Here is a 26,125-nt window from a genome sequence, read left to right as displayed (position 1 = left end):
TCGCGGACTTCCTTCAAAAAGGGGGGAGATACCGCAGTGGTACTTTTAAAGACTTTTTGGATAAGTTTTTTTAATTATACCATCTGCTAATTAAAAATTTAAAAATGTCATATATTCATCAATATAATATTACAACGCCTTTAGGATTGGATTTGGAGACTACTATGGAGGTAGTATTGAGTGGGCAAACGGGAATTGCCTTGCAGGCTGATAGAGGTAGATTTGCAAACGTACCGATGTCGGTTTTCAGTGAAAATGCTCTTACTGCTTATCCTGATTATATGTGTTATCCTTATTTGACTCGCTTGCAACGGCTTCTTTATGTGGCAGTAGCTCCTCTTCTGAAAGATATTCGCATTACTGAACGCACAGGTCTGTTGCTTTCTACTACCAAAGGTGATATACGTTCGTTGGAAAAAGGGAGTGATACTTTGCCTTTTTTGCAGCATACTGCAAAGGAGCTGGCAGAAGTATTGGGTATTCGTACTACACCTATGGTTGTGAGTAATGCTTGCGTATCGGGGGTGATGGCACTTTCGGTAGCTTCTCGGCTTTTGGAGGCAGGGGTGTACGATAGTATGCTAATAGTTGCTGGCGATGAAGTTACTGATTTTGTGCTGTCGGGTTTTAATTCGTTTCAGGCGATGAGTAGTAGCCCTTGCAAGCCTTATGATGCTAATAGAGACGGTATCAGCTTAGGTGAAGCTACTGCGGCTTTGTGGCTTAGCAATGAGCGTGAGGGTGCTGTAGCGAAAATTGTGGGGGGAGCTTCTATAAACGATGCTAATCATATATCGGGGCCTTCTCGTACAGGGGAAGGTTTGTACCTAAGCATTGCAGCGGTGTTACAACAAGCTGGCTTGCAACCTGAAGCGATAGACCTTATCAATGCACACGGTACGGGTACGCTTTACAATGACGAAATGGAAAGCATTGCGCTGATGCGCAGTGGGCTGCTCAATACACCTGTGAATAGCTATAAAGGTTATTTTGGACATACCTTGGGTACTTCGGGTTTGTTGGAGAGTATTCTCTCGGTAGCATTGGCAAAGCGAGGAATGGCACTAAGGAGCTTAAATTTTGAGCGATTGGGTGTTTCGCATAACATAAATGTATTGGCAGAAAATAAATGTTTAAAAACGCGTTATTTGCTAAAAACGGCTTCAGGCTTTGGAGGTAGCAATACGGCTGTAGTAATAGAAATATATGAATAGGTAAATTAATTGTTAAAAAAATGTGAAAAAAATTTTGATATTATTTTGTTTCTTCATATCTTTGTGCCGAAAAAGAGTATATAAGTTTACTTTTTCGTAATATAAAGGAAAATAATAAATTAATATCAAAATATAATGAAAAGAGTTTTTTTATCAGTAGTTTTATTGGCAGCGTCAGTAGCTACTTTTGCACAAGAAAAGATTAGAGATGTACGTACACGCCCTGAGGTTTATTTTCTTCAAATAGGAGATGTAGCGAATAGCCTTGAGCTATTGCCCCCTCCGCCATCACCAGGGAGTGTGCTTTTCCTAAACGATGAGGCACAATACCAATGGGGCTTGATGCAACGCCGTACTGTCCGTGGTGAGCAAGCGGTGAGCGATGCTCGTGTGGACGGGGCAGGTGTACCTAATGCTTTTTCGGAAGCTTTTGGGGTGAAGATTTCAAAAGAAGAAACACCTGAAATTTTTACCTTGGTGGTGAAAATGCGTGAAGATGCTGGTGACCTTGCTACTCGTGCGGCTAAAGACCATTATATGAGGGTACGCCCTTTTGCATTTTACGAAAAAACTACTTGTAACCCTGAGCAACAACAAGACCTTTCTACTAATGGGTCATACCCTTCAGGGCATACTTCTATAGGCTGGGCTACTGCCTTGGTACTTGCAGAAATAAACCTGGATAGACAAAATGAGATTTTGAAACGCGGCTACGAAATGGGGCAAAGTAGGGTTATATGTGGATATCACTTCCAAAGTGATGTGGATGCGGCACGCCTTGTAGCGAGTGCTGTAGTAGCACGCCTACACGCTAATGATGCTTTTATGGCGCAATTGGCAAAAGCTAAAAAGGAATTTGCTGAGCTTGTAAAAAAAGGCAAGGTAAAGAAGAGTGAACGCACAACAAAATAATTTATGTTATGAAAAAGTGGGTATTTAGCGCAGCTTTATTAAGCTTGGCTTATGGCTACGCACAAGATAATACAACCCCACAGGCAGAACCTACCCCTATGACAATGCCTGCTGAGGTTCTACAACAAATAGCAGCGCCTAAAACAGAGGATAAAATAGAAATAAAACCTGCGGGGCGTATCCTCATAGATGGAGGTGCTTTTGGGGCTAATAAATATCACAATGAGTTTGTAAGTGGGGTTGCGATGCCCGATATACGTGCTGGGCTGGGTGTGCGCTACGGCAACTGGAAGGCAAAAGTGGATATTGGCTATGCTTATAACGCTCTTTCGGTAAAAGATGTTCTTATGGAATACGGATTTAGCAAGCATACGCTCCTCAGAGGGGGTTATTTTGTACATCAGTTTGGTATGCAGAGTGCTACAAGTTCGTCTTTCAAGATATCGATGGAAGAACCTCAAAGTAATGAGGCATTTTTCAATGGCAGGCTTGTAGGGCTTATGCTGATGCATCAGAAAGATAAATTCTTTGGTACGCTGAGTCTTTTTGCTGAAAATGAAGCGATGAAACAGACTCCGAGTATTGATGCAGTTAAAGGCACAGGAACTGGTAGTCAAGGTATGGGTATGATGAGCCGTCTATTGTACCGCCCTCGCCGCGATGAAGGTAATATCTTTCACGTGGGTATTTCAGGAGCTTTTGAAACCCCACGCTATAATAAAAAGGCCGAACTTAACCATAGCTCGTATACTCTAAAAACGCCTTTCCCTACTCGTATTGCTAAGGTAACAGCGCAACAAGCATTTATTGATAATGCTACTTTCTTATATAAATTTTCACCTGAATTATTGTTGGCTAAAAATCGTTGGGGATTAGAAGCTCAATATTACTATGTGAATGTAAATAGAAAGAGTGGTTTTGAGGCTTTTGATGCGAGTGGTGCTTACGCAATGGTACGTACTATCATCAAAGGTAGTCCGTATACTTATGCTGATGCCGATGGTGGTATTGCTACGCCTAAAGCTGGAGCAATGGAATTGGTGGCTGGTTATAACTATACCGACCTTTCTAACCGCAAGGCAGGTATTTTGGGTGGTAGGCTAAATGATTATTCACTTACTTTTAACTATTACCTGAACAAGTATATGATTTGGAGGGTACGCGCTTCGCATACTGCTGTGGGCTATCGTGCAGGTAGAGAGGATACTAATTTGAATTTGATAGAAACGCGTTTGCAAATCAAATTCTAAGAGGTGCGAATGGTATAGGAGAAACCAATTAAAAAAAATAAAACTATATGAAAAAGAATTTTATAAATATAACATTGTTGTTCTTGTGCCCGCTATTGGCTATGGCACAATTGCAACGCTCAGACGCTTTTAAAGAACAATACAAGCTGAAAGAAGTGGTGATACTGAGCCGACACAATATTCGTTCGTCACTATCAGTAAATGGTAGTATGTTGCAAAAAATGACTCCTCACCAGTGGATAAAATGGAGTGCAGCCCCCAGCGAACTTACCTTGCGAGGAGGTGCTTTGGAAACTATTATGGGTCAGTTTTTCCGCAAATGGACTGTTGATGAAGGTCTTTTTACAGAAAACGCAGTTCCTACGGTTGATGAGGTAAATTTTTATGCTAATAGTATGCAACGCACTATTGCTACGGCGCAGTATTTTTCATCGGGTTTTATGCCTGTAGCTAATTTGCATATCAACCATCGTTTTACCCCTAGCAAGATGGATCCGGTATTTTTTCCTGCCTTGACCAAGAGCAGCGAGGCTTTTAAAGCTCAGGCATTGAAAGAAATTGCAGCTATGGGCGGCAAGAAAGGAATTGTAGGCATCAACGAAGGTCTTAAAGATTCTTATCAGCTTATTGAAAGGGTATTAGACTTGAAAAACTCACCTGCTTGCAAATCGGGTGAAGTGTGTGCCTTCAACGATTACAATACTCAGCTAAAACTTGAAAAAGGCGATGAACCTAATATGAAAGGCTCACTAAAGTTTGCTAATTCGGCTTCGGATGCGCTTATTCTTCAGTATTATGAAGATACTGACCCTGTGCAGGCTGCTTTTGGACAAAAACTTTCTAATGATGAGTGGGAAAAAATTGCTAAGGTGAAAGACGTTTATGGCGATGTATTATTTACCGCTCCTATAGTGGCAGTGAATGTTGCTCACCCGCTATTGGTGTATATGAAAGACGAACTGAATGCTAAAAACCGCAAATTTACTTTCCTTTGTGGACACGATTCGAATATTGCGAGCGTTAATGCGGCTTTGGAGGTAGAAGAATACAGCTTGCCACAATCAATAGAAAAGAAGACTCCCATAGGTAGCAAATTGGTATTTGAAAAATGGGTGGATAAAGCGGGCAAGGAATTTGTAGCAGTAAATATTGTTTATCAAACTACTGAACAACTTCGCAATGTAACATTACTTAATTTAGAGAATCGACCTGTGGTATTTTCACTAAAACTAAAAGGATTGAAAGCTAATCCTGATGGACTTTACTCTATTGAAAGTGTGAACGATCGTTTTGATAAGGCTATACGCGCTTATGAGGAAATCAAATAAAATGAGAGCAAAAAGAAATTTGCATCTACAATACAAGGAAAAATAATTGATTATCTGAGTGATGTATAGGATATAAAAAAAGACTGTCCTTAAAAGTTTAAACTAACTTTTTGGGACAGTCTCTTTTTTAGCATTAAGCAGGCTATAGAATAATTATTCTTAAAAAAATACTAATAAAATTTGCTTTTTAGTATTTTTATTTATAACTTTGTCTCGTCAAAAAAAACTAACAACTAAAGGCTAACGGCGAAAAATGTCTATAACAAATATCAATCAGTTAGACCCTATCAATGGGTTATATACGTATGCAGAGTACTTGCTGTGGAAATTTGAAGAACGCGTGGAGTTCCTGAAAGGGAAGGTCTTTAGGATGTCGGCACCTTCTATCAATCATCAGAGAGTGTATAGAAAAGAGGGTGTCCAAAAAGTTTTGTTTTAGCTTAAAACAAGGTTATTAATAAATAGAATATTTTTGTAACTAATTGATTATTAACATCCCCCCTTCCCCCCTTCAAAAGGGGGGAGATGCCGAAGTAGTACTATTAAAGACTTTTTGGACAGGCTCACAATTATTTAGAAGGCAAATTGAGTGAAATATTTTAATACTATGATTCCGACACAAACACAAATTGAAGAGTTTGTTTTAAATCTTGAAGCAATTACCCAACGGGAGGTGATTCGCATTGGGCTATCATTAGCTGATGGCTTGGCTGTTACAGATAGTAAATTTGGGGGAGTGCCTTAATTGCAAACTATATTAGGCTATGCCCGTTGGGAGAACTTTTTGGTAGCGATACACAGGGCAGTAGATTCGTGTAAGTCGCAGCAAATCAATGTAGATGATCATTTTCGTGACCTCACGAAAATGATAGAGATTGGTAAAGGAGGTAAGCGTGAAGTAGTGGATTTTATGCTTACTCGTTATGCTTGCTATCTCATTGCTCAGAATGGCGACCCTAAAAAGGAGGAAGTGGCTTTTGCTCAGAGTTATTTTGCGATACAAACCCGCAAGGCAGAACTTATAGAAGAACCCCTTATAAAAAAACAACTATGAAACATATTTTAATAACCTTGTTACTATGTGCGCCGTCAATATACGCACAAAATCCTTTAGAAGGCGAATGGATAACCGCTTCTCTGTTCGGTAACTTCAAAGAGGAATATCAAAACCTGCTTGTGCTTACTCGAGAAGGACGTGAAAGCTTTCGTTATGCAACGGTATTTGAAAAGAACGACAAAAATCAATATAAATCATCTTACTTTGCCCCTTGTGGCAACGACTGTTTCCCCTCTATAACAGGAACATTTGAGCTTATTGCCCCCTCGTATGTGCGCCTCAATGCCCTAACTTTTGAGCAATATGGCGATTGCGAAAAGAAAAACAAAACGTTGCATAACGATACCGCCGATTATTACATATACAAAGTCTCAGATAAGAAAATCTTCTTAGTGAAAAGCACTTCAAAAAATGAAAAAGAAGATCAAGAAAAGGCTAAAAACTATCTGTTGGTAACCGGTATAAAGGATAACGTATTGTATAACCGAAAGCACAAAATGAAAGTAGAGGCTAAGGGTATAGCACCATTACCTGCACAAATAGAGAAATATGCTACTGATATACTTCACTTGAAAAAATTCAAGATACTTGCTTATAACCAATTAGAAGATAGAGCGGCTTGGGTATTTGCGGTAAAAGACCTCACCACAGGAGCTATAACCTATGTAATACAAGAAAATTATTATGAAGCAAAAGATAAAGAAGTCGCTGACTTTTTTGATTGTACCGAAGCCGAAATAAAGAAGTTCAGAGAGTAACATTGAAGATTTGAGAAATTGTAACTTTGAGGAGGGGATTTTTTATTTGGGATTGTAGCTAAAAACAGCTACTAATAATTTGTTGATTGATATTTATTTTTTAATTTTGCCATAAAAAAAAATACTATGTTTGGGTTTCCTGAAGCAACTTATAAAATATACAAGCATAATTTCTTGCGTAAAATAGAAATAAAATTTTTATTTTCTCGTATTGAATTAAAAGATAAAGAATCTTTGGTAAAGGAATATATTTCTCCTTTGTTTGCTGATTTTCAATTGGAAAAGAAACTTAACTTTGTTTTTGATCTTCAAAACACTAATGAAGTGATAGAAAATAAAGGCACTGAGGAAGAGATATACTTTATTTTCAAAAAGGATAAGTCATTATTACAACTCACGGAAGATTCTTTTGTATTGAAGATAAATGGTAGTGAATACCAATCAATTGAAAGTATTATTCCTATTATAGAAAAGATTATTAAATTGGCTTCTTCACTGAGAATTGATACTTTTCAAGGCATTAATTTCAACAAGTTAAATATTTTGGAACTGAAAGAGGTGGAAGAGCTTAGTAACCTTTCTTACTATGCACATCAGGAGTATATAAATACTGAAATCAGGAAACCTAATCAATCTCAGTTAGTGATAAATGATTACAGAACGCTTACGATGGCTAACCTTGATGAAAAAGCTTTGCTTATTTTGAAATATGGGGTGAATAGTCCTACTAATGAAGAAGGAAAACTCAATCATATTTTTATAGAAATAGACATCACAAGTAAAGAGGTTCGCACAACTGAAACACTTTCTACTTTGAAAAAAGTAAATAAGGAAATGTTTAATATTTTTAATTGGACGATATCGGATAAACTAATAAATCTATTAGAAAATGACTAATCAAATAGAATTTATTCATACAAAAAAAGAGTTTACAGCTCCTTCTGCTACTCTAAATTATAAAACAAACAATATTAATACTCTATTATTGTTTGTAGGGACTACTTTTACTATATTTACCCCTGCTAATGCACTAAAAGAAAATATTGATATGGAAAAAGATATTAAATTAGAAATGTTAGACAGCTATAAAAATCTTACTACTGGTATATATTCAGAAAATGAAGATTATAGCAAAATACTAACTAATGTAGTAACAGAGATGCTATCAAACACTCAAGATTTTAGTGACATTAACCAATATATAAATGAAAACTTTTGGGATTTAGTATGACCTCATTTGAAGAGATAAAAAAATATCTACCACAATACCTAAGCGATAGTGATGCTAAACAGCTGTTTTCGGCTTTAAAAGATTTTCCTAACAATATTGATGAGAGATTTTATAGTAATTATAGCTTAGATGATAATATTCTTTACCAAGGCGATTGTCTGAAAGATATTCCTGCTTTTAACCTCCCTGACACTCGTACAAAACTATCGCAAAGTATGGCTATATCTAACACTTGCGATATGGATTTGAGTAATAAACGGCTTTGGAATACACGTATTTTATTTTCGCAAATTATATTATTAGAAAAGTTAGAAAAAGGACTATGCCAAAGATTTCCTAAAGACAGAGTTACTAATTATATTAAAAGCCTTAAAAAACAACAAATTACCAATGCTTTTTATCTTCCGAAGAGCAAAAACTTAGATGAAGCTGTTGCTTTTTTCGATTATACTAATAGCTTTGATATTAATTATATAGATAGAGAAAGCTTGAAAGAAAGGAGACTTGTTTCATTAAGTAATTATGGCTTTTATATATTACTACTGAAACTCTCTATTCATTTTACAAGAGTACAAGAAAAAGTGGAGCGGAATTGATAGTTTTTCAATAGCCTACTTGCTAATAGCTAAAGACTAAAATAAATTAAAAATATTATGAATGAATTAACCGAAAAAGACCACCAACTATTGGTGCGCAAAGGAATTACCGAAGCTACTCTCAATGCACAAGTAGCGCGTTTTAAACAAGGCGTACCTCCTATTCAGTTGGTAAAGGCTGCCGTAATTGATGACGGTATCTTGCCATTAACCAAAGAAGATGCGGCTAAATATGCTGCTATTTACCAAAAACGCAAAAAGGGCAATAAAATTGTGAAGTTTGTGCCTGCTTCGGGGGCTGCTACTCGTATGTTTAAATCGCTCTTTGCTTTCCGCGATGGCTTTGAGCCTGATAGGGAATCGTTTGTGGCATACGTGAACCGTACGGGTAATAAGGAAGTACGTGCTTTTTTTGATGGCTTGGAACGTTTTGCTTTTTATCCGTTGCTAAAAGAGTTTATCGATAAACATCACCCTGAGTTTGTAAACCTTAATGAAGATGCTCAGAAACATCTTATTGTTTCGGTATTGCTGAGCGAAAATGGTTTGAACTACGGCAATATGCCGAAGGGATTACTACCTTTTCATCGTCATTCTGAAAAAATTACGACTCCTTTTGAAGAGCATTTCCGCGAGGCGGTGCTTTACGCATCGGACGATGAGCAGGCTAACTTGCATTTTACTATTACTGAACAACATACTGAATCTTTTTACAAGGAGCTGAATCATATAAAACCACAATTGGAAGAGCGTTACCATATTAATTTTGATGTGGATTTTTCGTATCAGAAGCCTAGTACTGATACAATTTCGGTTACTGAAGACAATGCGCTTTTCCGCGATGAAGAGGGTAATTTGTTGTTCCGTCCTGCAGGACACGGTGCGCTACTTAGCAACTTAAACGATGTGGATGCTGATATTATCTTTATCAAAAACATTGATAATGTGGTTGTGAAAAAATACACTGATGAAACGGTGTTTTACAAAGAGGCTTTGGCTGGCAAGCTTTCGCAAGTGCAAGAAGAGGTATTTAGGATATTGCACCGCATTGATAACGACAAAGTTAAGAAAAAGGAAATAAAACATATATTGGATTTCTTGCGAGAAATCAATATCAATGTGCCTGACTACGTTTATAAATTCCGCCGACAATACGCTCTTGAATTTGCGAAAGAGCAGCTTAATCGTCCTATACGTGTGTGTGGTATGGTGAAAAATGAGGGGGAACCAGGGGGCGGTCCTTTCTGGGTGAAGGATGCTAATGGTGTGGTGAGTTTGCAGATTATTGAATCGGCACAGGTGGATATGAAAGACCCTAAGCAAAAGGAGATTTTTGAGCAATCTACTCATTTTAATCCTGTGGATTTGGTATGTGGTACTAAAAACTACAAGGGTGAAAAGTATAATTTGCAAGAGTATGTAGACCCTGAGCAGGCATTTATTACTTCTAAGACGTATATGGGCAGACCGCTTAAGGCATTGGAGTTGCCAGGGTTGTGGAATGGTTCTATGGCGAAGTGGATAACTTTGTTTGTTGAGGTGCCTATTATTACCTTTAACCCTGTAAAAGTAGTAAATGATTTGCTAAAGAAGACCCATCAGGGATAGGAAAAGAGGCTTGTATGCTTATTTTAGGCAAAAAAACGTATAATTATTAAATACTGATAATCAATAATTTGCGATAAAATTGCGAAAAAAGATGAAAAAAAAGTCATAAAAAATTTGTCAGTTAAAAAAATAGTTATACTTTTGCACCCTGAAATAATGATACAGGCAACGCCGGCATAGCTCAGTTGGCCAGAGCACGTGATTTGTAATCTCGGGGTCGTGGGTTCGAATCCCTCTGCCGGCTCAAAAGAGTAAGAATAAGTACTGATCGACCTACGCTTACTTTGTTTTTTATTCTAGCTATATCATAATTAAAGGGGGGGAGATACTCAAGCGGCCAACGAGGGCAGACTGTAAATCTGCTGGTTTTCACCTTCACAGGTTCGAATCCTGTTCTCCCCACGAGTTTATTTTATTAGATTTTTTTTGCGGGAGTAGCTCAGTTGGTAGAGCGTCAGCCTTCCAAGCTGAATGTCGCGAGTTCGAACCTCGTCTCCCGCTCTTTCTTTATTGCTGATGTAGCTCAGGGGTAGAGCACTTCCTTGGTAAGGAAGAGGTCACGAGTTCAAATCTCGTCATCAGCTCAGTAATTGTATTTGCACACACATCAAACACTCATTTATATAACTAAGATTTAAAATTTTTTTAGAAAATGGCAAAAGAAACATTTGATCGTTCCAAACCGCACTTGAATATTGGTACTATTGGACACGTTGACCACGGTAAAACTACTTTGACAGCAGCTATTACTAAAGTATTGGCTGATGCTGGTTTGTCAGAAGTACGTAGCTTTGACTCTATTGACAACGCTCCTGAAGAAAAAGAACGTGGTATTACCATCAATACATCACACGTAGAATATCAAACTAAAACACGCCACTATGCGCACGTAGACTGTCCTGGTCACGCGGACTATGTAAAGAATATGATTACTGGTGCTGCGCAAATGGATGGTGCTATTCTTGTAGTTGCTGCAACTGATGGTCCTATGCCACAAACACGTGAGCACATTCTTCTTGGTCGCCAAGTAGGTATTCCACGTATTGTTGTATTTATGAACAAAGTGGATATGGTTGATGACCCAGAACTATTAGAGTTGGTAGAACTTGAAATGCGTGAGCTATTGAGCTCTTACCAATATGATGGTGATAACACTCCAATCATACAAGGTTCTGCTCTTGGTGCTCTTAACGGAGAAAAGAAATGGGTAGACACTGTATTGGCTCTTATGGATGCTGTAGATAGCTATATAGAGCTTCCTACTCGTGACGTAGATAAACCATTCTTGATGCCTATCGAAGACGTGTTTACTATTACAGGTCGTGGTACTGTTGCAACAGGACGTATCGAAACTGGTGTAGCTAAAACAGGTGAGGCTGTTGAAATCATCGGTATGGGTGCTGAAAAATTGACTTCTACTATTACAGGGGTTGAAATGTTCCGCAAAATCCTTGACCGTGGTGAGGCTGGTGATAACGTAGGTTTGCTACTTCGTGGTATCGACAAAAAAGATATCAAACGTGGTATGGTAATCTGCAAACCAGGATCTGTAACTCCACACGCTAAATTTAAAGCTGAGGTGTATATCCTTTCAAAAGAAGAAGGTGGACGTCACACTCCATTCCACAACAACTACCGTCCTCAGTTCTACGTACGTACAACTGACGTAACAGGTACTATTCACTTGCAACCAGGTGTAGAAATGGTTATGCCAGGTGATAACGTAACTATTGAAGTAGAATTGTTGCAACCAATTGCATTGAACGTAGGTCTTCGTTTCGCTATCCGTGAAGGTGGTCGTACCGTAGGTGCAGGACAAGTAACAGAAATTCTTGACTAATCTATATTAGAAAGTTTAGATTAATATTTATAGAAAAGTTTTGAGTGATTTTAAGCTCAAAACTTTTTTAAAATACGGGTGTAGTTCAAGGGTAGAATAGCGGTCTCCAAAACCGTTGATGGGGGTTCGAATCCCTCCACCCGTGCGAGGGGAAAAGGGCTGGTTGCTTTGTGCAGCTGGCTCTTTTCTCTATTTACTTTTGCACAATGCTGTTCCTGATACTTTTTGACCGGCTAATTACTTGGAATGAATATAAATTTCCTTGATTTTTAGTATTCTTTAGTAAAAACTATAAGCTGTTTTTTTGCTATTAATGCAAAATAGGCACTACTTTTTTATCAATACTGCATCTTTCTTTATTCTATATTTTAATTCTTATAAAATTCTTAATTTTCAGTGATTATTTCAGTTATAATGTTTTTATGTTAAAATGTTTTTTAGTAATTATTTATTTCGTATATTTGCAGTACAAAATGAAAATGTAATTAACTAAAAACTAAAGAATATGGCTTTTGATATTGAAATGATTAAAAAGGTATATGAGCGTATGCCTGAACGAGTGAAAAAAGCCCGTGAAATAGTGGGAAGACCGCTAACGCTTGCTGAAAAGATTCTCTATACACATCTTTGGGATGGTATGCCTACTAGGACTTTTGGCAGAGCTAAAGATTATGTAGATTTTGCTCCTGACCGTATTGCTTGCCAAGATGCTACAGCGCAGATGGCTCTTTTGCAGTTTATGCACGCAGGGAAGCCTAAGGTAGCTGTGCCTACTACTGTGCACTGCGATCACCTTATTCAAGCTAAAGTAGGTGCTGAAACCGACTTGAAGGTAGCTAAAGAACAATCTAAAGAGGTTTTTGACTTTCTTTCATCGGTATCTAATAAATATGGTATCGGATTTTGGAAACCAGGAGCGGGAATTATTCACCAGATAGTATTGGAAAATTATGCTTTCCCAGGGGGAATGATGATTGGTACCGACTCACACACTGTAAATGCTGGTGGTTTGGGAATGCTTGCCATTGGGGTAGGGGGTGCCGATGCGGTAGATGTGATGGCTGGAATGCCTTGGGAGCTGAAATTTCCGAAACTCATAGGCGTGGAACTTACAGGAAAACTTAATGGCTGGACAGCTCCTAAAGACGTAATCTTGAAAGTAGCTGATATTCTTACCGTAAAAGGCGGTACGGGGGCTATCGTAGAGTATTTTGGTGAGGGTGCTAAATCGTTGTCTTGTACAGGTAAGGGTAGCATTTGCAATATGGGTGCTGAAATAGGGGCTACTACTTCTACTTTTGGTTATGACGACTCTATGCGCCGCTATTTGCGCGCTACAGGGCGAGAAGAGGTGGTAGAAGCTGCCGATAAAGTAGCGGATTGCCTAACTGCTGACCCTGAAGTATATGCTGACCCTGAACAGTACTTTGATGAGCTGATACGCATCAACCTCGATACGCTTGAACCTTACATCAATGGGCCTTTTACTCCTGATAGGGGTACTCCTGTTTCTGAAATGAAGAAGGTGGCTCGCGAAAACGATTGGCCTCTAAAAGTAGAATGGGGGCTCATAGGCTCTTGTACTAACTCATCGTACGAAGATTTGAGCCGTGCGGTATCGGTAGTAAAACAGGCGGTAGAAATGGGGGTAACACCTAAAGCTGCTTTTGGTATCAACCCTGGTTCGGAACAAATACGCTATACTATTCAGCGCGATGGTATCATTGATGTATTTGAAAAATTAGGTACTAAAGTATTTACCAATGCTTGTGGCCCTTGTATCGGTCAGTGGGACAGAGAGGGTGCTGAAAAGCAAGAGAAAAATACAATTGTACATTCTTTCAATCGCAACTTCTCGAAACGTGCTGACGGCAACCCTAATACACACGCTTTTGTTACTTCGCCCGAAATGGTAGCTGCTTTGGCTATTGCCGGTAGATTGGATTTTAACCCTATTACCGATACGCTCACCAACGACAAAGGCGAGGAAGTGAAATTTAAACCTCCTTATGGTGAAGAGCTGCCTACCAAAGGATTTGCTGTAGACGACCCAGGTTACCAAGCTCCTGCAGCCGATGGTAGTGGTGTGCAAGTGGTTGTATCGCCTACTTCTAACCGCTTGCAATTGTTGGCTCCTTTCCCTGCTTGGGACGGGAAAAATATTACAGGGGCTAAACTGCTCATCAAAGCGCAAGGCAAATGTACTACCGACCATATCTCGATGGCAGGTCCTTGGTTGCGTTTTAGAGGGCATTTAGACAATATTTCCAACAATATGCTCATCGGGGCAGTAAATGCCTTTAATGGCAAAACAAATGCCGTAAAAAACCAATTAACGGGCGAATATGACGAAGTGCCTAAAGTGCAACGCGCCTACAAAGCAGCAGGCGTGCCTTCGGTAGTAGTAGGCGACCAAAATTACGGCGAAGGCTCATCGCGCGAACACGCTGCTATGGAACCTCGTCACTTAGGTGTAAAAGCTGTACTGGTGAAATCGTTTGCTCGCATACACGAAACAAACCTTAAAAAACAAGGTATGCTCGCTCTTACATTCGCCAATGAGGCTGATTACGACAAAATTCAAGAAGATGACACTATCAACTTTTTAGATCTTACCAGCTTTGCTCCTAACAAACCACTTCACTTGGAATTTGTACATAAAGATGGTTCTAAAGATGTAATTGCTTGTAACCATACTTATAACGACTCGCAAATAGCGTGGTTTAGAGCAGGTAGCGCACTAAACTTGATAAGTGCAAGCTAATAAAAATCTATTGATAATACAATTTTGCCGATGAGACAATGCACTCACCGGCAATTTTTTTATGCAGTTATCTCCAAAACCAGCTCCATTTTCTCTCTTTTTCTACGCCTAATTCTGATATTTTTTACTGTTATATATTGCCAAATCTCCTCATTTTTATTACCTTTGCAACTACAAACAATATTAAAAAATATACCTTTATGAAAAAAATTATTTTTATAGTCCTCTTAGTGCTATCGTTGGCTGCCAATGTCTTGTTGGTGCGCAAATTATTCGTAGGCAACACACAAGTAATTGAAGGTGACCCCCGCGTGAGTGTGATTGTAACTCAAGCAAACCGCGATTTTGTAATGGGCGAAATGCGCACCTTTGTAGAAGCACTACACCAAATCAATTTGGGGATTGAACAAAACGACCCTTCTTTGATTGTAGAAGCTGCTCGTGCCTCTGGCGGCTCTGTTGCCGACCACGCCCCCGCAGGGCTCATCGCTTCTATCCCTATAGGCTTCAAAACCATAGGCTTCGACACACACGGCAAGTTTGATGAAATTGCCAATAGTGCCGAAAAGAATTTTGACCCCAAAGTTACCCAACAACAAGTAACCGCACTACTTGGCAACTGCGTAGCTTGCCACCGCAGCTATCGTATGGATGTAAAAAAATAGTCGTTAGATTGAAGTATCAACAACTAACAAAAACATATCGCAATGGAAAAATGGAATATTATAGTACAAGGGTTTGACCCCAAGCAAGTTACCAAGCACGAAAGCCTTTTCAGTCTCGGCAATGGTGCTATGGGATGCCGAGCCAATTTTGAAGAACAATATACAGGCGAAACCTTTCAAGGCAGTTACATAGGGGGCGTTTATTACCCCGATAAAACCAAAGTAGGCTGGTGGAAAAATGGCTATCCCGAATATTTTGCCAAAGTACTAAATGCCCCCAGCTGGTTGGGTATCAATATCAGCATCAATAATTGCCCCCTCGATTTAAATACTTGTATAGAGGTGAAAGATTTCCGCCGGCAGCTCAATATGAAAGAAGGTTGGTACGAGCGTTCTTTTACCGCTACCTTGCCCAATGAGCAGCAAGTACAGGTAAAAGTACAACGGCTGCTTTCATTGCGCCACGATGCTATGGGTGCGTTGCATTACCAAATTACTCCCCTCACCGCCGATGCCCAATTGCAAATAGAAAGCTACCTCGATAGCGGTGTGAAAAACAACGATGCCAATTGGGACGAACACTTCTGGAACACCCTTGCAATCACCCATCAGGGTAACCGTGCCGCAATTATAGCCGAAACCAAAAAAACAAAATTCAAGGTATGTACTTTTATGCAGAATGCCCTTGCTGTAAATCAGCAACCTGTAGCAACACAAGCCACTACACACACTGCCGATAATTACATCAGCAAGCAATACGAAGTAAATGTAAAGAAAGGAGATACATTAGTTATTGAAAAAATAGGCGGCTATGTTACTGCCGAAAGCAATACCGAAAATGCACTATTAGCCGAAAACACATTTGCACTACTAAATGAAAATATAGACTTCACAACCCTCCTACAGCAGCAAAAAGAAGATTGGGCAGCGATATGGGAAACTGCAGATATTGAGATAGACGGTGATGTAAAAGCACAACAAGCTATCAGGTTCAACATCTTCCAGCTGAACCAAACCTATTCAGGGAAACACTCACAACTCAATATAGGACCCAAAGGATTTACAGGCGAAAAATATGGCGGTAGCACCTATTGGGACACCGAAGCCTATTGTTTGCCTTTCTATATGGCTACCAAATCTCCTCAAGTAGCACGCAATTTGTTGCTATACCGCTACAAACAATTGCCGCAAGCCATTGCCAATGCCCAAAAACTCGGTTTTTCGCAAGGCGCAGCACTTTACCCAATGGTAACAATGAATGGTGAAGAATGCCATAATGAGTGGGAAATCACCTTTGAAGAGATACACCGCAACGGAGCTATTGCCTTTGCTATCTACAACTATGTGCGCTATACAGGCGACAGCGATTATATAAAAGATTATGGTATAGAAGTACTTATTGGTATAGCGCGTTTTTGGGCACAAAGAGTCAGTTTTTCAGCCGAAAAAGAAAAGTACGTTATCTTAGGGGTTACAGGACCTAATGAGTACGAAAATAACGTTAATAATAACTTTTATACCAATTATATAGCAGCTTGGTGTTTGCGCTATGCTGCCGAGCAAGTCAATAACACGCACACCACACAAGCCTCAGCCGATGAGTGTAAGCAATGGCTGCATATTGCTGATAATATTTATCTCCCTTATTCCGAAAAATACGGTATTTATTTGCAGCAAGACGGCTTCTTAGATAAAGAACTGAAGCCCACAACAGCATTATCTCCTCAGGAGCGACCTATCAACCAACATTGGTCGTGGGACAGAATCCTCCGCTCGCCCTACATCAAGCAAGCCGATACGCTACAAGGCTTCTATTTCTTCCAAAATCATTTTAGCAAAGAAGCCCTACAAAAGCACTACGATTTTTACAGTCAGTTTACCGTCCACGAGTCATCATTATCTCCGTGTGTACACAGCATATTAGCTGCCAAATTAGGTATGATAGATGAGGCGTATCAACTCTATTTGCGCACTGCCCGCCTCGATTTAGACGATTATAACAAAGAAGTACACGAGGGACTGCACATTACCTCAATGGCAGGCACTTGGTTGTCAATCGTAGAAGGATTTGGAGGCTTACAAGTAGAGGCTGATAAACTTACCTTTGCCCCACAAATACCGCCAACTTGGCAACGTTATAGTTTCAAAGTCTTCTTTCGGTCGAAAGTCTATAAAGTAGAAGTATTACCTACGCACCATACGGTAACAATTTTATAAAAACAATAACCTCAGCGAATGCTGAGGTTATTGCAATTCCTAATCCTTAAAAATATGAAAAATTTCCTCTATGAAGAAGATCTCGTGGTACCTCCAGGAATCGAACCAGGGACACAAGGATTTTCAGTCCTTTGCTCTACCAACTGAGCTAAGGTACCAGTTGTTTCATTTTTCCGAGTGCAAAAGTAGTACTTTTTTTTAAACCTGCAAAATTTTTCTCAAAAATTTTGCAGGTTTTTTATCTACTATTTTATAACTCATTAATATTCAGGCTTATCTTCTGGATGTTTCGCCATAAATTCTTCCGCTTTTTTCACCATATTTTCCGAACCACAGAAGAAAGGCACCCGCTGATGAAGCTTCGTAGGCTTAATATCCATTATGCGCATATACCCATCCGAAGCCTTTCCTCCTGCCTGTTCTGTTAAAAAAGCCATAGGATTACACTCATACAACAAACGCAATTTGCCTTGCGGAGTACGAGTCCCCGACGGATAAATATAAATACCCCCTTTCAGCATATTTCTATGAAAATCCGAAACCAATGAACCTATATAACGTGAAGTATATGGTCTATCCTCTTCCAGAGCTTGGCAGTATTTCAAATAGTCTTTTACCCCTTGTGGGAAATGTACGTAATTCCCTTCGTTGATAGAATAGATATTCCCATCTTTAGGATACGTCATATTAGGGTGAGACAAGTAATACGTACCTATCGAAGGGTCAAGAGTAAAGCCATTCACCCCGTGCCCTGTGGTGTACACTAGCATTGTAGAAAGCCCGTATACTACATAACCCGCAGCCACCTGCTTCTTGCCCTCTTGCAAAAAGTCTTCTAATTGCACAGGCGTACCTACAGGCGTAACCCGTTTGTAAATAGAAAATATAGTCCCTACTGTTACATTCACATCCGCATTGCTCGAGCCGTCAAGCGGGTCTATAAGCACAACATATTTGCTGTTAGGGCTGTGTTCTGAGGCATTAATAGGAATAAAAAACTCATTTTCTTCCGATGCAATACCACATACCACATCACGCTGCGTAAGTGCGCGAATAAACAATTCATTGGCAAAAACATCCAATTTCTTTTGCACTTCGCCCTGTACGTTTTCCTGACCCATATCGCCAAGAATATCCTCTACAAGCCCAGCCTTATTCACCTCGCGGTTCACAAGCTTCGATGCAAGCTTAATAGCACTCAATAAGCGGGAAAATTCCCCTGTAGAATGTTGAAAGTCCTTCTGATTCTGAATGATGAACTCTCCTAAAGTTTGGTGTGTTTTCATTGTATTGTTATGTTAATGTTTATGATTTCAATACTATTTGCCCAAGCGCCTCAAATAAAGTTGTATTACATTTTCCAAACCTAAATACAACGACTCGCAAATCAGTGCGTGCCCTATTGATACCTCTAAAAGATTAGGAATATTATCGTTGAAGTATTTCAAATTGTCTAAGCTAAGGTCGTGCCCAGCATTCAGTCCCAATCCTACCCTTTCAGCCTCCAGAGCCGCTTTTATATAAGCCCCTATAGAAGAAGGATTGCCCAGAGCGTACTCACGAGCGTAGCCCTCAGTGTAAAGTTCAACCCTATCAGCACCCACTTCAGCAGCACCACCCACCATTGCTTCTATCGGGTCTACAAATACCGAAGTACGTATCCCATTGCGTTTAAACTCCTTTATAACTTCCGTTAAGAAAGCGCGGTGTTTTACAGTATCCCAACCCGCATTAGAAGTTATAGCATCTTCAGCATCAGGCACCAAAGTTACCTGTGTGGGGCGCACTTGCAGCACTAAGTCTATAAATTTAGGTATAGGGTTACCCTCAATATTATATTCTGTCGTTACTACCTGCAGTAGCTCAGTAGCATCGTTATAGCGAATATGGCGTTCATCAGGACGCGGATGTATAGTAATACCCTCAGCACCAAAACGCTGTATATCCGCAGCTACCTGCAATAAGTTAGGCATATTACCACCGCGAGCATTCCGCAAAGTCGCTATTTTATTGATATTTACACTTAGTTTTGTCATCTAATCCTTGAATTTTATTACTATCTTTTATTTCCTATTTTCAGCTTCTTCAGCTTCCACTTCACGCCGCAAGAGAGAGTCTTGGGCGCTGGGTGTTACTCGGTAAGCTTTAGGGTCGTATTTAGGGTCGCTGATGTGAAAACTCGCAGTATCTTTAGAATGAGCTTCAGGTTTTATATCCCCCACCAATACCCTCTTTAGCGAAGCAAGATACTTGTCATTATCCTGCATCTTCTTTTCCAATGAATCCAACTTGAAAAGCAAATTTAGCGTTTCACGCTTGTTTTCTACTACCGAATAACCTAAAATATATTGTCGCAGCGGACTATAAATAATAAATAAAGTTGTGAAAGCAATGAGTATTATCGCAAATAATGAGCCAAATACAAATATATTTAGCCTACTTAGCCTAAATGAACTCTTCTCTTCATAAGTGCTATCGTCCATCACTATCAGCCTATATTTACTAAGCCATTTCTCTTTCCAATATTCTTTTGTAGGTAACTTCATTTTATAGTCTTGCTAGTATCGGTTAAACACTTATTACCTGTTCTATTTGAGGTGCAAATTCCTTTACAGTCATTTCAACACCACTCTTTAGGGTAAGCTGATTTACAGCACAATTCATACAAGTACCCTCTAAGCGCACTTTTACTATGCGACCATCTTCAATATCCACCAAAGATATATCCCCCCCGTCATTTTGCAAATAAGGGCGTATTTCAGCCAAAGCCTTTAATACTTGTTCTTTTAATTCTTCTGAATTCATTAATTCCTTTTATTATTAAAAATCATCGTCTAAATCCAACTTATCAGGATCATTTCTATTATCCCAAAAAGCAATGAAACGAATTTCTTTATGTTCTTCAATTAGTTTATAAAAAATAGAAAAATTATGTAATATTATTACTTCACGCAACTCTTCTGTTTCTCCCATTGTGCTATAAGCTCTTTAGCGCTCTTCATAACCCTATCGTGAGGTACAAAAGCACCTCTTTTTTCATCTTCTAAGCCCTCTTTGATAGCTTTTAAAGCTCCTTTTGTTATTTTTTGGGTTTCTACAATAAGTGTTTCCATTTGCAAATTATTTATGAACTACATCCAGCCGTAGTAGTGATTCTGATAGCCTCCGAAGGCGGCAAACTCTCATTGCGTTCCACAACAGCCCTCACCACGTTCTGTGCCAAAGCCTTAAAAGCGATTGCTTGCGGACTATCTTCTTGCAAAGCAATAGGTCTACCGTTATCACCCGCCTCGCGAATACCTTGTACAAGAGGTATTTCACCCAAGAAAGGAACGTTTAGGTCAGTAGCAAGATTTTTAGCACCTTCTTTGCCAAAGATGTAGTATTTATTGTTAGGTAACTCTTCCGGAGTAAAGTAAGCCATATTTTCAACAATACCCAGTACAGGCACGTTGATACTTTCTTGTTGAAACATCGCCACACCCCGTCTAGCATCAGCAAGAGCCACTTTTTGTGGCGTACTTACTATGACAGCACCCGTAATAGGCAGTGCTTGCATTAGGCTCAAGTGAATATCACCCGTTCCAGGAGGTAAGTCAATAAGCAGAAAGTCCAGTTCACCCCAATAAGCATCAAAAATCATTTGGTTCAAAGCCTTTGAAGCCATTGCACCACGCCATATTACCGCCTGATTAGCGTTCGTAAAAAAACCTATTGAAAGCATTTTTACACCGTAATTTTCAATAGGCTTCATAAACGATTGCCCCGCAATAGTAATCGATTCAGGGCGTTCGCCAGCAACATCAAACATTATAGGCATCGACGGACCATAAATATCCGCATCCAGTAAGCCCACTTTGAAACCCATTTTAGCCAAAGTCGTTGCCAAGTTAGCCGTTACCGTACTTTTGCCCACGCCCCCTTTGCCCGAAGCAATTGCGATACAATTTTGTATACCAGGGATAGCCTTACCTTTCACTTCAGGCACTTCAGGCACAACAACTTTCACGTTTACAACTACTTTTGCCTTTTCGTGTACTTCAGCGTGAATCGCCTTCATTATTTCCACTTCAGTGCGTTTTTTGGCTTGCATACTAGGGTTGCCGATAACCACATCCACTACCACTTCGTCGCCAAAGATTACAATATTTTGAACAGCACCACTATCAACCATATTTTTCCCATCACCAGGTACTGTAATTTTAGTAAGTGCTTGTAAAACATCTTTTTTCTGGATAGTCATTTTTTAATTATAAAATTATTATTAAATTTGATTTTGGGGCAAAGATACAAAATAATGTTTAATAATCAATGATTAATGATTAATTCTTTACAACGCCCCGCTGGTGTGAGCTTGCAGCTTGTACCCCCGCTGTCGCAAGCTTGTAGCTTGTGCCCAATTCAAAATTCTCTCCCCGTCCTACCTGTCCCATTTGTCCCACCCGTCCCACAATTCAAAATTCAAAATTCAAAATTCTTTTTAGTGTAAACCTATTTCAGGATATGACAGAATAACTTCCATTTATCTGCGTTTACAGTGTCGTTTTTTATAATATAATCCTGTGTTAAATTAAGAATATGCCATTCCTTGCCGCTCTCGGGGAGAAATGAATGATAAATTTGTTTATTATCTTTAAGAAGATAAAATGACATAGAAATATAGTCAGCATATATAATTTCATTTTCAGAGTAATTGTTTTTTATATTATTAATATCTATTGTCTTCAGAATAGAATCTATTTCTGAAAATAGATGCGCTGTATTTTTAGTCAATATACAATCTTTTAGAGCATCTTCTCTATTAAGAATATATTGATTATTGTTATTATATAAGGATTTTCTATCATCTTTTATATTATGTAAAAATATGGATTGATCGTTAAAATTTAAAATAATAGAGAAAGGCATAATCTTTCCATTAGCTACAAACATGTTAAATACAATAATCCTATTATCAATGTGTTTTTGAGGTACTTCTCCTTTACAAGAAATAAGAAAGAGAAGAATTATAAGAATATATTTTTGCATACTTAATTATTTAGGTCCTCCTATATTAAAGAATGATAGCCATTTATCTCTATTTATAGTGTCATTTTTCATATTGAAATCTCTCACTAAATAAAAAATATCCCATTCTTTTCCCGTAGGATTAAAACAGTAATACACCCGCTTATTACCTTCAAAATAATTAAATGACATATAAACATATTCATCAGGAGCAGGTTGAGACCTTTTACAAGAAAAAGGAACCCCATTTTGAAGGATAGAATCTATTTTTTCAAATAAGACATTTGTATCAGTGGTCATCTTATTATCAGCTATGAATCCTAACTCATAAATAGTATTATAATCAATTCTATCATTCTTCTGTTTAATAGCTTCTTTAGGTAAAGTCCCTTCTACTACTTCTACTTCCACAAATTGGTCAAAGTTAGCTTCATTTATTATATTATGAACAAATACAGATTTGTCCTTAAAATCTAATGTTATAGAATGTGAAGCTAAATTCTTCCCTATATATAAGTTAAAAACTATATATCTATCATCATTTTTTTGTTTCTTATATTCTTGACAAGATATAAGAATTAAGATTACTATATAAATACACATTCTCATAAAACTAATGTTTAAAACGATAAAATATTATTCCGTCATATAGATCCTTATAGGTATTCACAACTTTTTTAGTCCTCCCGCTGGCGCAAGCTTGTAGCTTGTGCCCAATTCAAAATTCTCTCCCCGTCCTACCTGTCTCATTTGTCCCATTTGTCCTACTTGTCCCACCCGTCCCACAATTCAAAATTCAGAATTCAAAATTCACAATTCAAAATGCGCTGCACCCTTTGGCAAACTTTCAGAGTTTGTCAAAGTTTTTAGTGTAAACCTATTTCAGGATATGACACCCAAAGTGATCCCATAAAGTTACTCCGTATTTATTTACAATGATAAATAAGTGTATCTATTTTGGTTAAGCCATATTCACTACCATCATTCCCATAAAAAATTAACTTTCCAACTAATTTTGTGGTATCTGTTTTGCATTTTGAAACTAAAAATACTGCTAATTCATCTTGTGGATAGTAGTCTAAATATTCTCTAAAATACCCACCGGGTCTTTCACTTTTTATAAAATCTTTCGTATTACCAGTATATCTATAAAACATTTTATAGCTTCCTCCCTCCTCCATTTTTTTATAACTTTCTATTAGGAAAAGACTTATTTCTTTTTTTAATAAAGAATCACTACTTGGAGGATTTTTTATTAAAAAAAGGCTTTTAATAGCTTTGGAATGTATAAATTCCATTTTTTTTTCTTCCTGACAGGAAAATAAAAACATTACCATAATAATTAAAATTATTTTTCTCATATTTTAAAATTTAGGGCTTCTCCACATTTTTTGTTGTTCCTCTTCAACCCATTCATCTATCCTATGTTGTTTTTCTATTTTTTGTTGCTCTTCTCTTTCTGATTTCCCCCGCTGGCGCAAGCTTGCAGCTCGTACCCAATTCAGAATTCAGAATTCACAATTCAGAATTCACAATTCAAAATGCGCTGCACCCTTTGGCAAACTTTCAGAGTTTGTCAAAGTTTTTAGTGTAAACCTATTTCAGGATATGACATTTATTTTTTCTTATTTCTTAATTGTTCAAATCTAAGTTCTTGAAAATTTTTGTAAAAAATGAAATCTTCAGGGAGCAGTTGGTATTTAATATTCCATACAATAGTATCTTTCTGCCTAAAAATATAGAAACGTTCATATTGACGATTATAGATATTTTTAAAATTTAAAAAAGGATATGCTTTAGCATTATTGAGATATGCTTTAGGTATTGATGAAAATAGACTATCTGCATTGAAAGGTATATCCACTATGATGGAATTTTTAAGCTGAACGCCCTCATTATAATTTTCTTTATAGATTAGATATCTATTTTTAGTAATTTCAACTATCTCTAATGCTACTTTACCAACATTTATAGGAATGTCAGGTTTCACATAAAAATATTCAATTTTCAGAATTTCATTTTCATTGTTTTCCCATATTTTTTCTATGGTTTTTTCATTATTTTTCACTATGTTTTTTTGTTCTTTGATAGAACAGAAAAAGAGCAATAATAATATTAATAACAAGTAAAATTTCATTTGCTTAGTAATTAAAAGTTAAACTACGATCTCTTCCCCCCGCTGGCGCGAGCTTACAGCTCGTACCCAATTCAGAATTCAGAATTCACAATTCAGAATTCACAATTCAAAATGCGCTGCACCCTTTGGCAAACTTTCAGAGTTTGTCAAAGTTTTTAGTGTAAACCTATTTCAGGATATGACAAATGTTGCAAAATAAATCATGAATAAAAGCCTTATATTATTTAATACCATACTCTTTTTGTTTTGCTCTAAATAGAGAATCTATGTCCTTGAACTTTAACCTTTTTGAATTTTCAACTAAATCATACTCTTTGGAAGAACGTAGCCAATAATTATAATACCAAACCTTAGAAACCGATTGAGTAAAACGAATCCGTGCAATTTCTGTATGATTTCTCAAATCTTGAATTGTATCCAAAGTTATATGCTTAGGTACTATTTTATAAGGTTCCCCTTCTTTAAAATTGCAAGTTAAATATTTATCTCCTTTATAAAATAAAAATACTTTTTCTTTTTCCTCCTTTTTCTTTAAACTATCTAAATATTGAGATTGAAAAATTAATTTTTCAATCTCTTTTTTTAATAGTAAAGTGTCATTAGGAACATTATTAACCACATAAACAATATCCTCTATTTGACAAAAAGTTGTAGGTTTATTGGGATTGAAATCACTACAAGAAGTAATCCCAAAAACTAAAAATATCATCAATACAAATTTTATCATATCTTAAATTTTAAGGTTTGTTCTTTTTCCATTATCGTAATAAAAGGTCTATAGCCTCGTAAATGTTGTAAGATAAACCACGAACAAAAGCCTTGTGCCATATTATTTGCTAAAAGCATCGCTAGGGTAATGATAAGGATAGCGACTTGCCGAGCAGGATAGTAGTAAAGCACTACTCAATATGTATAGTATTCTTTTTGTCATTTTACTTTTAATATTTTAATAATTATTCTTTCTTATAAGGAATGGCTAAGTTTTTATTAAAATAAATAACATGAGCTTCTTTTGGAGAAAGTTTAATATTATTTATTTTATATGATTTAATACCCCTATAATGAACTTTTGATAACATTGCCCTTTTATAAAAACTAATCATATCCATTTCTTGAATATTGTATTGCAAAGAGTCTGATATAATTAATTTATAACTCTTATCAGGACATAAAGATGTTTTTAAAAAGATTCTCATCGAACCATAATAGTCAGGGTCAGTTGTCTTATTGTATACCCTTATTTCATTTATACCTATTGTTTTTAGAAAGACATTAAGAGTGTCATATTCATACAAAATAAAATCCTCTTTGTCTATTTCATTTGTCCCCCAATGAGTTATTTCGATGATATTATAAGGACTACAGTTACTTGTTTTTATTGTTTTACAAGAGTATAATAAGGCAACCGCACTCAATAAATATACACATTTCATAGTTATTTCATTTTTATATAACCATAATAATTACCTTCAAACTGCTCTTTCGTTAAAAAAATAGTTTTAATATCTCCCCCCCGCTGGTGCGAGCTTGCAGCTCGTACC

General features: G+C 37.6%; 27 protein-coding genes, 6 tRNA genes and 2 pseudogenes. 21 read left to right on the top strand and 14 right to left on the bottom strand.

Going from position 1 to position 26,125, the window contains the following annotated elements:
- Nucleotides 1-104: 104 nt before the first annotated feature.
- The 21 genes and pseudogenes from HMPREF9075_RS04020 (at nucleotide 105) to HMPREF9075_RS03925 (ending at nucleotide 17,440) form a co-directional block, all read left to right on the top strand.
- Nucleotides 105-1,214, top strand: coding sequence for a beta-ketoacyl synthase N-terminal-like domain-containing protein (locus HMPREF9075_RS04020; protein ID WP_009415230.1), 1,110 nt, complete (start codon nucleotides 105-107; stop codon nucleotides 1,212-1,214).
- 135 nt (nucleotides 1,215-1,349) lie between these two features.
- A complete protein-coding gene (locus tag HMPREF9075_RS04015; protein ID WP_009415229.1) occupies nucleotides 1,350-2,126 on the top strand; it encodes a phosphatase PAP2 family protein in 777 nt (258 codons plus the stop codon).
- 8 nt (nucleotides 2,127-2,134) lie between these two features.
- The gene (locus tag HMPREF9075_RS04010) at nucleotides 2,135-3,376 is read left to right on the top strand and encodes a porin (protein ID WP_009415228.1); all 1,242 of its coding nucleotides are present in this window, start codon (nucleotides 2,135-2,137) and stop codon (nucleotides 3,374-3,376) included.
- Nucleotides 3,377-3,423: 47 nt separating this feature from the next.
- Nucleotides 3,424-4,704, top strand: coding sequence for a histidine-type phosphatase (locus HMPREF9075_RS04005; protein ID WP_009415227.1), 1,281 nt, complete (start codon nucleotides 3,424-3,426; stop codon nucleotides 4,702-4,704).
- A gap of 253 nt (nucleotides 4,705-4,957) precedes the next feature.
- Nucleotides 4,958-5,116, top strand: a pseudogene (locus tag HMPREF9075_RS12805) (Uma2 family endonuclease); the annotation flags it as partial.
- Between the two features lie 177 nt (nucleotides 5,117-5,293).
- A complete protein-coding gene (locus HMPREF9075_RS13135) occupies nucleotides 5,294-5,449 on the top strand; it encodes a hypothetical protein (protein ID WP_232305053.1) in 156 nt (51 codons plus the stop codon).
- Nucleotides 5,450-5,740: pseudogene (locus tag HMPREF9075_RS03995) on the top strand (BRO family protein); the annotation flags it as partial.
- Nucleotides 5,741-5,754: 14 nt separating this feature from the next.
- On the top strand, nucleotides 5,755-6,519 hold the full coding sequence (locus HMPREF9075_RS03990; RefSeq protein ID WP_009415223.1) for a hypothetical protein: 765 nt from the start codon (nucleotides 5,755-5,757) through the stop codon (nucleotides 6,517-6,519).
- Nucleotides 6,520-6,645: 126 nt separating this feature from the next.
- Nucleotides 6,646-7,416, top strand: a complete 771-nt coding sequence (locus HMPREF9075_RS03985; RefSeq protein ID WP_009415222.1) for a hypothetical protein — start codon at nucleotides 6,646-6,648, stop codon at nucleotides 7,414-7,416.
- Complete coding sequence (locus HMPREF9075_RS03980) at nucleotides 7,409-7,750, top strand: hypothetical protein (protein ID WP_009415221.1); 342 nt, start codon at nucleotides 7,409-7,411, stop codon at nucleotides 7,748-7,750. Before HMPREF9075_RS03985 ends, HMPREF9075_RS03980 begins: the two co-directional genes overlap by 8 nt.
- Nucleotides 7,747-8,346 (top strand): hypothetical protein, encoded by a 600-nt coding sequence (locus HMPREF9075_RS03975; RefSeq protein WP_009415220.1) that lies wholly within the window; start codon nucleotides 7,747-7,749, stop codon nucleotides 8,344-8,346. Before HMPREF9075_RS03980 ends, HMPREF9075_RS03975 begins: the two co-directional genes overlap by 4 nt.
- 57 nt (nucleotides 8,347-8,403) lie before the next feature.
- Nucleotides 8,404-9,954: a DUF4301 family protein gene (locus HMPREF9075_RS03970; protein WP_009415219.1), complete on the top strand. Its 1,551-nt coding sequence runs from the start codon at nucleotides 8,404-8,406 to the stop codon at nucleotides 9,952-9,954.
- Between the two features lie 170 nt (nucleotides 9,955-10,124).
- Nucleotides 10,125-10,198, top strand: a tRNA-Thr gene (locus HMPREF9075_RS03965).
- A 75-nt stretch (nucleotides 10,199-10,273) separates the two neighbouring features.
- Nucleotides 10,274-10,356 (top strand) — tRNA-Tyr (locus HMPREF9075_RS03960).
- Nucleotides 10,357-10,382: 26 nt separating this feature from the next.
- A tRNA-Gly gene (locus HMPREF9075_RS03955) sits at nucleotides 10,383-10,455 on the top strand.
- A gap of 11 nt (nucleotides 10,456-10,466) precedes the next feature.
- Nucleotides 10,467-10,538, top strand: a tRNA-Thr gene (locus HMPREF9075_RS03950).
- A 68-nt stretch (nucleotides 10,539-10,606) separates the two neighbouring features.
- Nucleotides 10,607-11,794, top strand: a complete 1,188-nt coding sequence (gene tuf / locus HMPREF9075_RS03945) for an elongation factor Tu (protein WP_009415218.1) — start codon at nucleotides 10,607-10,609, stop codon at nucleotides 11,792-11,794.
- Between the two features lie 74 nt (nucleotides 11,795-11,868).
- Nucleotides 11,869-11,939: transfer RNA gene (locus tag HMPREF9075_RS03940), tRNA-Trp, on the top strand.
- A gap of 360 nt (nucleotides 11,940-12,299) precedes the next feature.
- Complete coding sequence (locus tag HMPREF9075_RS03935; RefSeq protein WP_009415217.1) at nucleotides 12,300-14,558, top strand: aconitate hydratase; 2,259 nt, start codon at nucleotides 12,300-12,302, stop codon at nucleotides 14,556-14,558.
- A gap of 200 nt (nucleotides 14,559-14,758) precedes the next feature.
- The gene (locus HMPREF9075_RS03930) at nucleotides 14,759-15,223 is read left to right on the top strand and encodes a hypothetical protein (protein WP_009415216.1); all 465 of its coding nucleotides are present in this window, start codon (nucleotides 14,759-14,761) and stop codon (nucleotides 15,221-15,223) included.
- Nucleotides 15,224-15,265: 42 nt separating this feature from the next.
- On the top strand, nucleotides 15,266-17,440 hold the full coding sequence (locus HMPREF9075_RS03925) for a family 65 glycosyl hydrolase domain-containing protein (protein WP_009415215.1): 2,175 nt from the start codon (nucleotides 15,266-15,268) through the stop codon (nucleotides 17,438-17,440).
- An 85-nt stretch (nucleotides 17,441-17,525) separates the two neighbouring features.
- On the opposite strand, the gene HMPREF9075_RS03920 is transcribed toward HMPREF9075_RS03925, so the two are convergent.
- The 14 genes from HMPREF9075_RS03920 to HMPREF9075_RS03860 form a co-directional block, all read right to left on the bottom strand.
- Nucleotides 17,526-17,598, bottom strand: a tRNA-Phe gene (locus tag HMPREF9075_RS03920).
- Nucleotides 17,599-17,700: 102 nt separating this feature from the next.
- Nucleotides 17,701-18,726, bottom strand: a complete 1,026-nt coding sequence (gene fbp / locus HMPREF9075_RS03915; RefSeq protein WP_009415214.1) for a class 1 fructose-bisphosphatase — start codon at nucleotides 18,724-18,726, stop codon at nucleotides 17,701-17,703.
- Between the two features lie 33 nt (nucleotides 18,727-18,759).
- Nucleotides 18,760-19,476 carry a pyridoxine 5'-phosphate synthase gene (locus HMPREF9075_RS03910; RefSeq protein WP_009415213.1) on the bottom strand — a complete coding sequence of 239 codons (717 nt, stop codon included), beginning with the start codon at nucleotides 19,474-19,476 and terminating at the stop codon, nucleotides 18,760-18,762.
- Nucleotides 19,477-19,503: 27 nt separating this feature from the next.
- Nucleotides 19,504-19,986, bottom strand: a complete 483-nt coding sequence (locus tag HMPREF9075_RS03905) for a hypothetical protein (RefSeq protein ID WP_009415212.1) — start codon at nucleotides 19,984-19,986, stop codon at nucleotides 19,504-19,506.
- Between the two features lie 22 nt (nucleotides 19,987-20,008).
- Complete coding sequence (locus HMPREF9075_RS03900; RefSeq protein WP_009415211.1) at nucleotides 20,009-20,245, bottom strand: NifU family protein; 237 nt, start codon at nucleotides 20,243-20,245, stop codon at nucleotides 20,009-20,011.
- Nucleotides 20,246-20,260: 15 nt separating this feature from the next.
- Complete coding sequence (locus tag HMPREF9075_RS13465) at nucleotides 20,261-20,413, bottom strand: hypothetical protein (RefSeq protein WP_232305052.1); 153 nt, start codon at nucleotides 20,411-20,413, stop codon at nucleotides 20,261-20,263.
- Nucleotides 20,383-20,553, bottom strand: a complete 171-nt coding sequence (locus HMPREF9075_RS03895; RefSeq protein ID WP_009415209.1) for a hypothetical protein — start codon at nucleotides 20,551-20,553, stop codon at nucleotides 20,383-20,385. The genes HMPREF9075_RS13465 and HMPREF9075_RS03895 overlap by 31 nt, the downstream gene beginning before the upstream one ends.
- A gap of 11 nt (nucleotides 20,554-20,564) precedes the next feature.
- Nucleotides 20,565-21,683 carry an Mrp/NBP35 family ATP-binding protein gene (locus HMPREF9075_RS03890; protein ID WP_009415208.1) on the bottom strand — a complete coding sequence of 373 codons (1,119 nt, stop codon included), beginning with the start codon at nucleotides 21,681-21,683 and terminating at the stop codon, nucleotides 20,565-20,567.
- A gap of 248 nt (nucleotides 21,684-21,931) precedes the next feature.
- A complete protein-coding gene (locus HMPREF9075_RS03885; RefSeq protein ID WP_009415206.1) occupies nucleotides 21,932-22,468 on the bottom strand; it encodes a hypothetical protein in 537 nt (178 codons plus the stop codon).
- Between the two features lie 6 nt (nucleotides 22,469-22,474).
- Nucleotides 22,475-23,056, bottom strand: coding sequence for a hypothetical protein (locus HMPREF9075_RS03880; protein WP_009415205.1), 582 nt, complete (start codon nucleotides 23,054-23,056; stop codon nucleotides 22,475-22,477).
- A gap of 317 nt (nucleotides 23,057-23,373) precedes the next feature.
- On the bottom strand, nucleotides 23,374-23,808 hold the full coding sequence (locus HMPREF9075_RS03875) for a hypothetical protein (RefSeq protein WP_009415203.1): 435 nt from the start codon (nucleotides 23,806-23,808) through the stop codon (nucleotides 23,374-23,376).
- Between the two features lie 254 nt (nucleotides 23,809-24,062).
- The gene (locus HMPREF9075_RS03870; RefSeq protein ID WP_009415202.1) at nucleotides 24,063-24,584 is read right to left on the bottom strand and encodes a hypothetical protein; all 522 of its coding nucleotides are present in this window, start codon (nucleotides 24,582-24,584) and stop codon (nucleotides 24,063-24,065) included.
- 220 nt (nucleotides 24,585-24,804) lie between these two features.
- Nucleotides 24,805-25,311: a hypothetical protein gene (locus HMPREF9075_RS03865; protein ID WP_009415201.1), complete on the bottom strand. Its 507-nt coding sequence runs from the start codon at nucleotides 25,309-25,311 to the stop codon at nucleotides 24,805-24,807.
- Between the two features lie 226 nt (nucleotides 25,312-25,537).
- A complete protein-coding gene (locus tag HMPREF9075_RS03860) occupies nucleotides 25,538-26,017 on the bottom strand; it encodes a hypothetical protein (RefSeq protein ID WP_009415199.1) in 480 nt (159 codons plus the stop codon).
- Between the last annotated feature and the right edge of the window lie 108 nt (nucleotides 26,018-26,125).

Source organism: Capnocytophaga sp. oral taxon 332 str. F0381 (assembly GCF_000318275.2).
Taxonomy (GTDB): domain Bacteria; phylum Bacteroidota; class Bacteroidia; order Flavobacteriales; family Flavobacteriaceae; genus Capnocytophaga; species Capnocytophaga bilenii.
The sequence above is the reverse complement of the archived record's forward strand: the minus strand, read 5'-3'. Positions and strand labels throughout refer to the sequence as shown.

Coding starts and splice junctions, on each gene's coding strand:
- HMPREF9075_RS03885 (WP_009415206.1), bottom strand. CDS start 22,468: ATGCAAAAATATATTCTTATAATTCTTCTCTTTCTTATTTCTTGTAAA.
- HMPREF9075_RS04005 (WP_009415227.1), top strand. CDS start 3,424: ATGAAAAAGAATTTTATAAATATAACATTGTTGTTCTTGTGCCCGCTA.
- HMPREF9075_RS13465 (WP_232305052.1), bottom strand. CDS start 20,413: ATGGGAGAAACAGAAGAGTTGCGTGAAGTAATAATATTACATAATTTT.
- HMPREF9075_RS04020 (WP_009415230.1), top strand. CDS start 105: ATGTCATATATTCATCAATATAATATTACAACGCCTTTAGGATTGGAT.
- HMPREF9075_RS03975 (WP_009415220.1), top strand. CDS start 7,747: ATGACCTCATTTGAAGAGATAAAAAAATATCTACCACAATACCTAAGC.
- HMPREF9075_RS03880 (WP_009415205.1), bottom strand. CDS start 23,056: ATGAGAATGTGTATTTATATAGTAATCTTAATTCTTATATCTTGTCAA.
- HMPREF9075_RS03900 (WP_009415211.1), bottom strand. CDS start 20,245: ATGAATTCAGAAGAATTAAAAGAACAAGTATTAAAGGCTTTGGCTGAA.
- HMPREF9075_RS03990 (WP_009415223.1), top strand. CDS start 5,755: ATGAAACATATTTTAATAACCTTGTTACTATGTGCGCCGTCAATATAC.
- HMPREF9075_RS04015 (WP_009415229.1), top strand. CDS start 1,350: ATGAAAAGAGTTTTTTTATCAGTAGTTTTATTGGCAGCGTCAGTAGCT.
- HMPREF9075_RS03890 (WP_009415208.1), bottom strand. CDS start 21,683: ATGACTATCCAGAAAAAAGATGTTTTACAAGCACTTACTAAAATTACA.
- HMPREF9075_RS03925 (WP_009415215.1), top strand. CDS start 15,266: ATGGAAAAATGGAATATTATAGTACAAGGGTTTGACCCCAAGCAAGTT.
- HMPREF9075_RS03870 (WP_009415202.1), bottom strand. CDS start 24,584: ATGAAATTTTACTTGTTATTAATATTATTATTGCTCTTTTTCTGTTCT.
- HMPREF9075_RS03895 (WP_009415209.1), bottom strand. CDS start 20,553: ATGGAAACACTTATTGTAGAAACCCAAAAAATAACAAAAGGAGCTTTA.
- HMPREF9075_RS03865 (WP_009415201.1), bottom strand. CDS start 25,311: ATGATAAAATTTGTATTGATGATATTTTTAGTTTTTGGGATTACTTCT.
- HMPREF9075_RS03985 (WP_009415222.1), top strand. CDS start 6,646: ATGTTTGGGTTTCCTGAAGCAACTTATAAAATATACAAGCATAATTTC.
- HMPREF9075_RS03970 (WP_009415219.1), top strand. CDS start 8,404: ATGAATGAATTAACCGAAAAAGACCACCAACTATTGGTGCGCAAAGGA.
- HMPREF9075_RS03930 (WP_009415216.1), top strand. CDS start 14,759: ATGAAAAAAATTATTTTTATAGTCCTCTTAGTGCTATCGTTGGCTGCC.
- tuf (WP_009415218.1), top strand. CDS start 10,607: ATGGCAAAAGAAACATTTGATCGTTCCAAACCGCACTTGAATATTGGT.
- HMPREF9075_RS03910 (WP_009415213.1), bottom strand. CDS start 19,476: ATGACAAAACTAAGTGTAAATATCAATAAAATAGCGACTTTGCGGAAT.
- HMPREF9075_RS03935 (WP_009415217.1), top strand. CDS start 12,300: ATGGCTTTTGATATTGAAATGATTAAAAAGGTATATGAGCGTATGCCT.
- HMPREF9075_RS03980 (WP_009415221.1), top strand. CDS start 7,409: ATGACTAATCAAATAGAATTTATTCATACAAAAAAAGAGTTTACAGCT.
- HMPREF9075_RS04010 (WP_009415228.1), top strand. CDS start 2,135: ATGAAAAAGTGGGTATTTAGCGCAGCTTTATTAAGCTTGGCTTATGGC.
- fbp (WP_009415214.1), bottom strand. CDS start 18,726: ATGAAAACACACCAAACTTTAGGAGAGTTCATCATTCAGAATCAGAAG.
- HMPREF9075_RS03905 (WP_009415212.1), bottom strand. CDS start 19,986: ATGAAGTTACCTACAAAAGAATATTGGAAAGAGAAATGGCTTAGTAAA.
- HMPREF9075_RS03875 (WP_009415203.1), bottom strand. CDS start 23,808: ATGAGAAAAATAATTTTAATTATTATGGTAATGTTTTTATTTTCCTGT.
- HMPREF9075_RS03860 (WP_009415199.1), bottom strand. CDS start 26,017: ATGAAATGTGTATATTTATTGAGTGCGGTTGCCTTATTATACTCTTGT.